Below are 10,643 nucleotides of genomic sequence, written 5' to 3' on the forward strand. Positions count from 1 at the left end.
TAAGGATCCCTTGAAGGAGGATGTTCAATCATGAAATCCAACGGAAAAATGGCTCAACTTACGGCAACACCAAGAACTGAAAAGAAAGGTGCAGCATTGCGCTTGTTAAGACAAGGCGGACGTGTTCCGGCTGTCGTTTATGGCCCGGGATTGGAAGGTGCCGCGATACATGTGGATGAAAAAGAAATGCTGAAAGTAGCACGTACAGGTCGCTCCGAGATGTTCAACCTCAATCTGGAGGGTGGCAAAACGGTTCCAGTGCTGATCAAAGATCAGCAGGAACGCAACGGACGTCTGCTGCACGTGGATTTCCTGCAAATTTCGAAGAACAAGCCGATCAGCGTTAGTGTATCGATCGACTTCCAAGGCACTGCAGCCGGCTCCAAGGCAGGCGGTGTGTTCCAGACACAGGAATCTCAACTGGAGGTCGAAGGACTTCCAGCTGATCTGCCAACCTCCATTGAGGTGGATGTTAGCGGACTGGAAATTGGTGATCGTTTGACGGCCGCAGATATCAAGCTGGATAAAGGTCTGACTCTGGTAACGTCAGCTGATTCCATTATCGCTTCCGTGATGCCGCCACAAGCAGCTGAGGCAGAGCCCACGGCTTCTGCTGGTGAAGCGGAACCGGTAGCATCAGAAGAGCCAGCCAAAGAAGAATAGGGAGTCAGAATATTTAATATTCTGAACCTCAACCAAGCCCGGTCGTGATGATCGGGCTTTTTTATGTTGGAAAGGGCTAATCCCGGTGTGTGGTAACCTATCCCGTTTTGACTTAAGAGAGATTGCCGCATAGTCCCGTTATTCGTTATGATGTTAAGACAGAATAACCCTCTCGTTCAAGTTGCGCAGTTAGGCAAGTTGACGTTTGATGAGCGCTTTGCATTGGTTTAGGGGCAATTGGAGAGACAGGAATATTCGCTGACAGGCTTGAGCTCAGGTATGATGTTGGAGATCTGTTTGCGTGGCACAGCATTACAGTATACTATGATTCGGAGTAGTAATTCACTTCGGCAGAAATAGCAGTCTGATTTGCCTAGAATAACCAAGCTAAGCTATCGGGTAATTTGCACAAGAAAGCAGGTTTCACATCATGTTTGATCCGACGATTTATGACAATTTAAAAGTAGGCTTCGAAAATTACCTGTATGATCTTGATAATTTGGATGCACTTATTTCCATAACGGACCGAAAGGATCAGCTGGAGATGGCGCGTATGTCCAGAGAGTTCGTGTTGCAATTCTGCCTGAGAGATTGCCCTCACGTAACAGGCGAAGTGGTCCTGAGTACATCGCTTGAGGAGCTCGCGGCTGAAATTCTGGAGACATCGGGTGGTCAATCAGGTTGCCATTTGCGACTACGGTTTGGGATGGTTATTAAGGAGCCTGAGACTCAATGTCCGGCGATTAGCTCCATATTACAACAGAGCTGGCCGGAACAACGGAAGTTGCAGCATATTCATTATATATTTGAAGATCAGCCAGCAACGTATGCTGTCACAGCTGAGGTACATTTTGACCGCATTGTGAATGAAGATCAGATGGGAGATATTCCTGAACTGTGCGACCATATGGTCAATGTGCTGACTAAATTATTGCAATTGCACAAATAAAAAAGCTAAAAAGTCTTGTCTCTGGTCAAAGAGACAAGACTTTTTTTCATTTTTTTTGAATGCCAAGTAGGATATCAGGCGTAGGTATAAGGACTTGAAGTTAATATTTTACGCAAGCAAGTAAGAGAATGTATATTTAATAAGCCGAATAAGTGCGATTGAACTATATACATAAGGTGAAATTGCGAAAATGAGTTTGGGACTAAAGATTTAGTACCGGACTAAAGGAACTAGTTTTCCTTACCGATAAAATATCGAAGGGGAGAAACTACATGACAGAGAAATTAATTCGTCTTCTGCGTATACTTCAGGCTATACAAGCGAATCCCGGAATTTCCGCCAAAGAATTGGCGTTGAAATGCGGTACAACTGTGCGCACGATTTATCGCGATCTCCGAATTTTGGACAGGGTTGCCCCTATCATGAATGAAGGTTATGGCAAGGGGTATCGGTTCATTGGTGAATTTGCCATGTATCCTCTGGATTTTACCGAACAGGAAGCCATGGTATTCTCCATGCTTCCATCCGTGGTGGATACTTCGCAACTCCCGGCTGAATTCGATTCAGCTTTTGACAAGGTGATGACAGCCCATACCAAAATGAAATCGAGAAACAGTGACATTGTAGAAAATATCGCAGGTATTATTCGTATGGGCACACCTGCATACCGGGAAGAAGGGAAGTATCCCAATTTGCTTATTCCAGTTATTGAAGCCATTCTGGATCAACAAACGATTCGAACCCAATATCACACGCTTACGAAAAATGAAATTACGGTCCGCGACATTGATCCCTATTACCTCATTCCGCGCGATCAGCGTTTCTACTTGATTGGTTATTGTCACTTGCTGAAGAAGGTCCGTTTGTTTCGGATCAGTCGCTTTCTGGACGTTATACAGACCGATACCCATTTTGTTATGGGTGATTTCAACATAACGCAGTTCATGAAAAACACGTGGTCCATTGATCGTGGGGATAAACTGATTCATTTTAAAGTAAGGTTCAGTAAAGAGGTGGCCCCCTACATAAAAGAAGAAGAAATGTTTGTTCGTCCACGAATGACAGATATGCCTGATGGCGGATTGTTATTTGAAGTAACGCTGAACAGTAGTCGTGAATTCCTGAAATGGTTATATCAATTTGGTCCCGAAGCGGAGGTCCTTGAACCCCGCGAATATCGTAAAGAAATCCGTAAACAACTCATAGAGTGGATGAAGCATTATGAGGAAGATCAATAATTTCAACCCATCTAAATTTAAAAAAATGTGTAAAAGGAGCTTTTTGATGAGTACCAAATTATTTGCAGCCATGTATGGAATGGAACATTATCATGGTGTAGAAGCTTTAAATGTAGGTGATACCCTGTTTCTGGTCAAAGATCCCGACAATCGGGTGGACCCTCAAGCCATTAAGGTAGTGGTTCCCCCTATTGGGACGGTTGGATATATTGTTAATAACCCTCTGCTCGTTCCTCACGGCTGCTGGACAGGCTCGGGAATCTATGATGCTTTCCGCCAGCAGACCTGTGCTAAGGTGAGATTTACCATGAAAGATATGATTATTGTGGAATTAATTGAAATGATGTATGTTCCTGTTCCGCATATGGATAGCTTTATTGCAGATTGGCAGTCACGTGAAAAAGCCTGACGAAAGTAAAATCGCAACTGGATTTATCCACGGATGAGTCTTGTATAAGCTGCTTCGAGATGCATGGCTGTTCGTGCCCAGCTGAACTGTTCAACTGCACTGGCACGACCGGCTTCTCCAAGAGAACGGGCGAGAGAAGGATTATCTGCCAGTTTATACAGGTAAGCAGCGAAACTTCGGGGGTTGTGATACTGTCTCACAAGGTATCCATTACTCCCGGATACAATGATTTCACGAATGCCTCCATTGTCTGAAGCAATGACGGGTAGTCCCGAAGCCATAGCTTCAACATTAACCAGTCCGAAGGCCTCATGTTCTTGGGAAGGACACACCAGGCAATCCACAGCCCGGTACAAACGATCAATGCGTTCATGGGCGATCTGACCTCGGAAGGTGGCCTCAACCTTTAATTTTCGGGCAAGCTGTCGCAGTTTGCGGACGTAGACTTGAGGTCCTTTCCCTGCAATGATCAGTTGCACGGGTACCTGTTGCTGGAGAAGTGCTACGGCGCGAATCAGCACATCTACACCTTTGCCGGGAATCAGTCGACCTACATACAGAATGGAGAACGGCCCTGAAATACCGAACTGCTTCCTCAGAAGCTGCTGCTCTCCTTTTATTGCTGGCAAAAAACGGCTTAGGTCCACGCCAAGTGGCACCACGCCCATCCGTCGTTTCAAGGATGGGAATCTGCGACTCAGCCTCTGTCTGAGGGATTGACTGTTGACGGCAATCCAATTCGCTTTTTTTAACAGTGCTAATCTTGCAGGCCCTGGTTGTGCAAAGGTTAACGAGTGAAGATAGAGCACCACAGGTAACGAAGGGAAAGCACGTTTAATTGCAGCCATACTATGTGGTCGGTTGTCTACCTGGATAAGATCGAAGGGTTGAATTTTCAGAAAACGGATAACTGCCCTGGTGTATTCGGTGGGGCTGGTTGCCGGTACCCGACGGATCGTAATGTCATCTATTTGCTCTGTGATGGCAAGGCCGGGCATCTGACGGCTTATGATCGTCACCTGGTGACGGAGTGCAAGTTCTCGGGCAATGCCCAAGATGCAGATTTCGACTGATCCGTTACCTGGGACTGGCAATTTTTCAGGTGCTATTAGGGCTATTTTCATCAACAGGCTCCTCCTTGTCCATATTCTCAACAATCTATCTTGGTCATATATCCTATGTGCATTGCATGGATTTGGCTCCTGTAGAACTGCGCGTGAGGGTAAATTTCGTTTTTGTGATATACTGTACGGGATGCAATGAATTCGTTGCGCGTATTTAGAAGCAGGAGGAAAAAAATGTTACATTCAACACTCAGCCGCTTTCGACTGCTGTTGTGGTTGCAGGGGCTTTCATATGTGCTGTTGTTATTTGTTGCTTTTCCATTACGAGAATCAGGGATCATGCCTCAGGCAGTCACTTGGTTTGGCAACATCTATGGCTTTTTATTTCTGATGTATTTATTATTTATGGTGAGTCTTTATACCACGCAAAAATGGCGTTTACGTCGTCCAATTGCTTTATTTTTTGTCTCGTTTATCCCACTGGGCAATTTCATCTATGATTTGCTGGTCTTTCGCAAGCTGGACCGCAGTCGGTCAAATAAAGCTTGACTTTGCTTATCGTTATGAATATGATGAGAACAGATTATTGAACCTGTTTCAACTTAAAACTAAATATTCCTGATGTTAAAGGGGAGTAGCTTTCACAGTAAAGTCGTCAGTTCGGGATTCCATCCCCGGCTTTATTGGCAGCAATTTTGTTGTTAGCGAGACCTTTACCAAGTTTTCATACTGGGTAAAGGTCTCTTTTTGTGAATAAAAAGGACCTTACCAGTAATGGTAAAGGTCCTTTTTTTTGTACATCATAAGGATACTAAGGAGGAGTCAATTTTGGATTTGTCATTATTATTGGAGTATGGGTGGGTTCTCGTCGTATTAGTAGTCCTGGAGGGATTGCTTGCAGCGGATAATGCATTAGTTCTCGCCATTATGGTTAAGCATTTACCTGATGATAAACGCAAAAAAGCGTTATTTTATGGGTTGATGGGTGCATTCATTTTCCGATTGGGTTCGTTGTTCCTGATCTCGTTCCTGGTGGACGTGTGGCAGGTTCAAGCGATTGGGGCCCTGTACCTCTTGTACATCTCCATTAACCACATTATTAAAAAGGTTATGGGTAGCCGAAACAAAACAGATGAAGCGGCTGATTCCGCTCCCAAAAAACAAAAAAAACAATCTGGTTTCTGGATGACTGTATTCAAGGTGGAAGTGGCAGATATCGCGTTCGCGGTCGATTCCATTCTCGCAGCTGTGGCGCTGGCTGTTGCCTTGCCGCCAAGTGGTCTGCCTCCGATCGGCGGACTTGACGGTGGACAATTTATCGTCATCTTCCTCGGTGGATTTATCGGTCTCGTCATCATGAGATTTGCGGCTTCCTTCTTCGTTAAGTTGCTTCATTCCCGTCCAGGCCTTGAAGTTGCAGCCTTCGTTATCGTCGGCTGGGTTGGGGTTAAGTTGGCAGTTATTACACTTGCACACCCTTCACTGGGCGTTTTGGATGAGCATTTCCCGGAAAATAAAATTTGGAAATTTGGTTTCTACATTGTGCTGATTACGATTGCAGTATGCGGTTGGTTCCTGTCTTCCAAGGTGCCTGAAAAAGAAGATGAAAATCCTGTGGAGGAATTGGAAAAACAAGCAGGGAAATGATAAGATGCAAAGTCAAATCTGTCAAAACAAGTACCATCAATAATCGATATCTAATCTCATGATATGCTTGAGTAAGCAGGGTCTGTTCCTTACAGACCCTGCTTTTTTTATATAAGTTATTGGCACAAAGTTAAATCTAATGCATATGCAAAAAAGGTGAATTTCCAAGAAAAGGGTTGACACATCGAAACAAGTCCGCTTAATATAAACATAATATTGATGAAGGGAGGCCGAGAGATATGATGGTTGGTTATGATTTGAAATTCACAAAGACACTACGAAGCACAGGCACAATTGTATATCCAGTTCATCGTCTCTTTGGCCTCATACGGGCGACATAGGGGAAGATGCATATCGTTTATCCTTGGAACGTTATTAATCGATATGCTACTCTCGGCGTATATAGCAATGGAGAACAGACGCGGCATGTTCATGCTGCTTTTGTTTTCCGTTATTGTCATGAAGAAGTCACGGGCGAACTGTCCGTGGCTTCTTTTTTGTTGTACAGAACATGGATATGAATTCGGAATAACGTTAGGTTCAATTTTTGAAATGAACCGAACTAGCTGAACGTACAGGAAGGAATAATAAACATTTATGAATACACAACCTAATTTATTTACAAGTCAAAACGAACTCACAGATGGCTACCGACATGAAGTCAAATTGCCTGCTGGGGACTTAACGGTATATGCGGCACAACAACTATTCTCCTCATTGGACTATAAGGTGTTCGAGATGGCGAACAACAATCTTCAAATTCCGGGTATTTCCTATATGAGTTATACGCCTGACGTGCATGTCGGTGTAGGTACCTGCATCGGCACAACGGCGGTATGGGATGCCAAGAGTGGCTATGTATCTCCATCCATCGTAGGCAGTGACATCGGCTGTGGCATGCGGGTGCATATGACCAATTTGCATAAGGATGATCTGAAAGACGTGAAGCTGCGCCGTAAACTCGTCAAAGCCATTGAGAAGGTGCTGCCGATGGAGGCGAATCAACGCGGTCATTACTCGGATATACGTCTGGAGCATATTGTGCGCAAGGGCTTGCATGGCTTACCCAAAAAATATATTCCGGACAGCTACACACCGAAAAAATCAACTTCCATCACGCATATAGAGAGCAGCAAGTTTGCTTTTGACGAGGAAGTGTTGGATTCGGTACCAGATATGACATGGCATCGGGCTCATCGCCAGTTAGGGACTTTGGGTGGAGGCAATCATTTTGCCGAGATTCAATCGATTGAGATTGCCGAGGAAAATCGGGAGATCGCGAAAGCTTGGGGCCTGTACGATGGACAAATTGTTGTCATGATCCATTCCGGTTCACGGGCTTGGGGAGGGTATGTAAGCCAAACCAGTTCATCGGCGATTGCGAAAATGATGCAGCGAAATGGTCTGGGGACATCCGATCCAAGACTGGTTTTTGCTCCGCTTGAACATGCGGAAGGTCGCCATTACGTTGATATGATGTATTCTGCGCTGAATTATGCTGTGGTGAACCGCCACCTGATTGCTTATGCAATTCGCGAAGCTTTTCGGGATGTGTTTGGTCCAAAATGCGAATTCCGTACCCTCTATGATCTGATGCACAACTATGCATGGGAGGAATCGCACGCGGATCAAGGCTCGGTCTTTGTACACCGCAAAGGAGCTACACGTGCATTGCCTGCAGGTCATCCGGATAATCCGAAGCCATATCTGGCAACAGGTCATCCTGCGCTTATTCCCGGTTCAATGGGGACTGCTTCGTATATCATGGTAGGTCAACCTGAGGGGAAGGATAACTATTATTCGATCTGTCATGGGGCAGGACGCATTCGTTCGCGGACAGCAACGAAGCGCCTGGTTACCGTAGAGGATTTTGCCTCAGCGCTGGGCGTGGGAACTGCAGATGAGATTGTGGTGAACCAGCGTTCACTTGAATCGATTATTGATGAATCGCCGCAAGCGTATAAAAATGTCGATGAAATAATTGATAGTGTTACCGGCGCAGGTCTGGCTCAAGTTGTAGCCAAATGTAAACCACTTGCCGCTGTGAAGGGAGCTAAGTAATGAACATAGATAAAGAACAATTGAATCATAATAGAGTCATCTATTCCTATGAGGAGCAACAAGACAGTCAAATCCGAAACGAAGGCTATGCCATATATGCCCGCTTGATTCGAGGCATCATTGAAGCGCTTGGCAATCGATACGGAGTTCGTTATGAACTCTATGCCAGCGATGATCCAAACAGTGAATACTGGGATCTGCTAAAAGAAGATCTGCAAAGCAACAGTACGGACGTGGAATTGGTTGCCCGGATTTTCGAAGATCTGGAGCTACGTACACTGCACTATGAGGATGATGGAGATGCACCAACCTATGGTGTACATTATTCGATTCGCAACAATGTATTTGCCTATCCCCAGTGGGGCGTAGCTCTCGTCCGCATTCCATTCTTCCGGGAGAACGGGATCTACAATGAGGATTTTGTTTTTGCTACAGGCGAAGAGGAATTGAAGCGATTTCTGGGCAGTGTAAGGGAACGGGAACGGCAGCAAAATATGAAAAAGGTCACGGTATACACGGATGCCCGCAATGGCAGTGACCGGCATGTCGAATCCATTACCCGCTCTGTGGGGAGAGATGAGGTCGTGCTTTCTCCGCAAATTAAACAAGATATTTTCCGTTCGTTGGACCAGTTTTTCGAGGCGGATCGCTCCTTTTATCGAGACTATGATATTCCTTACAAACGTGGCATCCTGCTTTACGGTCATCCTGGAAACGGGAAAACAACCCTCGTAAAATCCATTGCGGGAAGCATACCGGGGCCTGCTGCATACTGGCAAATTACCGAATACACAAACAGTGAATCGGTACGTGAAGTGTTCGAAGCAGCCAAACGTCTGGCACCAATGGTGTTGATTATTGAGGATATTGATTCCATGCCGGATGAAGTCCGGTCCTTTTTCCTGAATACACTGGATGGGGCAACTTCCAAAGAGGGCATTTTCCTCATTGGCACAACGAATTATCCGGAGAAAATAGACCCGGGGCTCATGAACCGTGCCGGACGGTTTGATCGGGCTTATGAAATACCGCTACCGGATGAAGGGCTCCGTCTGCAATATTTGAACCAACGAGGCTTTGCTGTATTCGCGGGAGAAGAAGGGACGCTTGAAGCTGCACGATTGACGGATACCTTTTCTCTTGCCCAGCTTGGAGAGCTGTATGTCAGTGCAGCGCTGGAATGGCACCAGAATGGCCAGACGGACATTGTGCAGATCATTCAGTCGATGCGAGGAGAGCTGGACAAGAGTCATAAACACAACTGGCTGGCTCAGCCAGGTAAAGGCCGTGCAGGGTTTTATTAATCGAATATAACCGTTAAAATATTCTCACCTCAATTGGTTATACTAAGGCTGTCTGATTCAACATACAATGACTTTCGGGAGGTACATAACGCAGTCTTGAGCTGTGTAAGATGCCGGGAAGTGACGCAATCTGTTTACAATGCTTTGTTATAGGCTGTACAACAGAGAAAAGAGCATATGAACAAAAGGTAATATACAACAATTTTCATGCCAATTGTTTAAATGCTTCTGTAGCGGTTAATAGTAGACAGACAACAACAAAAACTTTAATTAGAGGTGAATGATATGGGTTGGTTATGGTCATTAATTATCGGTGGTATCATTGGATGGTTGGCAGGTCTGATTGTTGGTCGTGACATTCCCGGCGGCGTTATCGGTAACATCATTGCCGGTTTTATCGGCGGATGGTTAGGCGGGGTGATATTGGGAGAAATGGGTCCAGAAATGGGCGGATTCTACATTGTACCGGCATTAATCGGTGCCATTGTACTTGTAGCGATCGTGAGCTTGATCTTCCGTTCTATGGGTCGTAGCCGCGGGTAACGAATTCAATATCTCTTGAATTTACAGTAAGTCGGCAACAAGCAGTTTGAATAACTGTTGATATAACAGATGATTTTGAAGAGGTTGATGGAAGTCCACGAGGTGGCTTTCCATCAACCTCTTTTTGTTTTAAGATATAGATGTACAAAAGAAAGGGATGAATCTGAATGGAAAAAGCTACATTTGCCGGTGGATGCTTCTGGTGTATGGTTACACCGTTTGAAGAGCAGCCAGGCATTCATGGTATTGTATCCGGCTATACCGGCGGTCACGTCGATAATCCAACATATGAGCAGGTCAAAACCGGGGAGACCGGTCATGTCGAGGTCGTTGAAATTACATTTAATCCAGAGGTATTTCCGTATGAACGTCTGTTGGAGCTATACTGGCCCCAGACGGACCCAACCGATGACGGAGGGCAATTTCAGGATCGTGGGAGTCAGTACCGAACAGCGATCTTTGTCCATAATGAACGTCAACGTGAGCTCGCAGAGCAGTCCAAGCAGGAGCTGGCAGCAAGCGGGCGATTCAATCAACCGATTGTGACGGAGATCCGAGATGCAGTTGTATTCTATCCGGCAGAAGACTATCACCAGGATTACCACAAGAAAAATGAGAAACATTACAAGGAAGACCGTGCGATATCCGGACGGGATGAATTTATTGAAGAAAACTGGAATAAGTAATTCTATTCATTTGATCCATTCACATCAGATCATATGAAAAAGCCGGGAATGTGGTCTTACCCCTGTCAAGTAGACAGAT

Annotated in this window: 12 protein-coding genes; 10 read left to right on the top strand and 2 right to left on the bottom strand. The window is 45.3% G+C overall.

The annotated features are described in order from the left end of the window. The first annotated feature begins 30 nt into the window (after positions 1 to 30). The 4 genes from AMS66_RS01710 (at position 31) to AMS66_RS01725 (ending at position 3,259) form a co-directional block, all read left to right on the top strand. A complete protein-coding gene (locus AMS66_RS01710; RefSeq protein WP_053779170.1) occupies positions 31 to 663 on the top strand; it encodes a 50S ribosomal protein L25 in 633 nt (210 codons plus the stop codon). Positions 664 to 1,093: 430 nt separating this feature from the next. Then, entirely contained in the window at positions 1,094 to 1,612 is a 519-nt protein-coding gene (locus tag AMS66_RS01715; protein ID WP_053779171.1) for a hypothetical protein, read from the top strand. 272 nt (positions 1,613 to 1,884) lie between these two features. Then, a complete protein-coding gene (locus AMS66_RS01720) occupies positions 1,885 to 2,850 on the top strand; it encodes a helix-turn-helix transcriptional regulator (protein ID WP_053779172.1) in 966 nt (321 codons plus the stop codon). Positions 2,851 to 2,896: 46 nt separating this feature from the next. Continuing rightward, complete coding sequence (locus tag AMS66_RS01725; protein WP_053779173.1) at positions 2,897 to 3,259, top strand: HIRAN domain-containing protein; 363 nt, start codon at positions 2,897 to 2,899, stop codon at positions 3,257 to 3,259. Positions 3,260 to 3,282: 23 nt separating this feature from the next. Here the strand turns inward: AMS66_RS01725 and AMS66_RS01730 are convergent, their stop codons facing one another. Beyond that, positions 3,283 to 4,383, bottom strand: a complete 1,101-nt coding sequence (locus AMS66_RS01730) for a glycosyltransferase family 4 protein (protein ID WP_053779174.1) — start codon at positions 4,381 to 4,383, stop codon at positions 3,283 to 3,285. Between the two features lie 174 nt (positions 4,384 to 4,557). Between AMS66_RS01730 and AMS66_RS01735 the strand changes: the two genes are divergently transcribed. Together AMS66_RS01735 and AMS66_RS01740 are read left to right on the top strand one after the other, a co-directional pair. After that, entirely contained in the window at positions 4,558 to 4,872 is a 315-nt protein-coding gene (locus AMS66_RS01735) for a DUF3817 domain-containing protein (protein WP_053779175.1), read from the top strand. A 279-nt stretch (positions 4,873 to 5,151) separates the two neighbouring features. Beyond that, entirely contained in the window at positions 5,152 to 5,970 is an 819-nt protein-coding gene (locus AMS66_RS01740; RefSeq protein ID WP_053779176.1) for a TerC family protein, read from the top strand. A gap of 275 nt (positions 5,971 to 6,245) precedes the next feature. Here AMS66_RS01740 and AMS66_RS33340 read toward each other — a convergent pair whose 3' ends face one another. Continuing rightward, a complete protein-coding gene (locus AMS66_RS33340) occupies positions 6,246 to 6,431 on the bottom strand; it encodes a hypothetical protein (RefSeq protein ID WP_236703079.1) in 186 nt (61 codons plus the stop codon). A gap of 136 nt (positions 6,432 to 6,567) precedes the next feature. Here AMS66_RS33340 and AMS66_RS01745 point away from each other — a divergent pair, with 136 nt between their 5' ends. The 4 genes from AMS66_RS01745 to msrA all read left to right on the top strand — a co-directional run bounded on the left by AMS66_RS01745 (position 6,568) and on the right by msrA (position 10,564). Beyond that, positions 6,568 to 8,031, top strand: coding sequence for an RtcB family protein (locus tag AMS66_RS01745; protein WP_053779177.1), 1,464 nt, complete (start codon positions 6,568 to 6,570; stop codon positions 8,029 to 8,031). After that, a complete protein-coding gene (locus AMS66_RS01750) occupies positions 8,031 to 9,335 on the top strand; it encodes an AAA family ATPase (RefSeq protein WP_053779178.1) in 1,305 nt (434 codons plus the stop codon). Before AMS66_RS01745 ends, AMS66_RS01750 begins: the two co-directional genes overlap by 1 nt. A gap of 285 nt (positions 9,336 to 9,620) precedes the next feature. Continuing rightward, a complete protein-coding gene (locus AMS66_RS01755) occupies positions 9,621 to 9,878 on the top strand; it encodes a GlsB/YeaQ/YmgE family stress response membrane protein (protein WP_053779179.1) in 258 nt (85 codons plus the stop codon). A 167-nt stretch (positions 9,879 to 10,045) separates the two neighbouring features. Then, a complete protein-coding gene (gene msrA / locus AMS66_RS01760; RefSeq protein ID WP_053779180.1) occupies positions 10,046 to 10,564 on the top strand; it encodes a peptide-methionine (S)-S-oxide reductase MsrA in 519 nt (172 codons plus the stop codon). Positions 10,565 to 10,643: the final 79 nt, after the last annotated feature.

Source organism: Paenibacillus xylanivorans (assembly GCF_001280595.1).
In the GTDB taxonomy this organism is placed as follows: Bacteria; Bacillota; Bacilli; order Paenibacillales; family Paenibacillaceae; genus Paenibacillus; species Paenibacillus xylanivorans.

Excerpts from the sequence above, each read along its gene's own strand:
- AMS66_RS01735 (WP_053779175.1), top strand. The coding sequence starts at position 4,558 with ATGTTACATTCAACACTCAGCCGCTTTCGACTGCTGTTGTGGTTGCAG.
- AMS66_RS01755 (WP_053779179.1), top strand. The coding sequence starts at position 9,621 with ATGGGTTGGTTATGGTCATTAATTATCGGTGGTATCATTGGATGGTTG.
- AMS66_RS01730 (WP_053779174.1), bottom strand. The coding sequence starts at position 4,383 with ATGAAAATAGCCCTAATAGCACCTGAAAAATTGCCAGTCCCAGGTAAC.
- AMS66_RS01720 (WP_053779172.1), top strand. The coding sequence starts at position 1,885 with ATGACAGAGAAATTAATTCGTCTTCTGCGTATACTTCAGGCTATACAA.
- AMS66_RS01710 (WP_053779170.1), top strand. The coding sequence starts at position 31 with ATGAAATCCAACGGAAAAATGGCTCAACTTACGGCAACACCAAGAACT.
- AMS66_RS33340 (WP_236703079.1), bottom strand. The coding sequence starts at position 6,431 with ATGACAATAACGGAAAACAAAAGCAGCATGAACATGCCGCGTCTGTTC.
- AMS66_RS01715 (WP_053779171.1), top strand. The coding sequence starts at position 1,094 with ATGTTTGATCCGACGATTTATGACAATTTAAAAGTAGGCTTCGAAAAT.
- AMS66_RS01750 (WP_053779178.1), top strand. The coding sequence starts at position 8,031 with ATGAACATAGATAAAGAACAATTGAATCATAATAGAGTCATCTATTCC.
- msrA (WP_053779180.1), top strand. The coding sequence starts at position 10,046 with ATGGAAAAAGCTACATTTGCCGGTGGATGCTTCTGGTGTATGGTTACA.
- AMS66_RS01745 (WP_053779177.1), top strand. The coding sequence starts at position 6,568 with ATGAATACACAACCTAATTTATTTACAAGTCAAAACGAACTCACAGAT.
- AMS66_RS01725 (WP_053779173.1), top strand. The coding sequence starts at position 2,897 with ATGAGTACCAAATTATTTGCAGCCATGTATGGAATGGAACATTATCAT.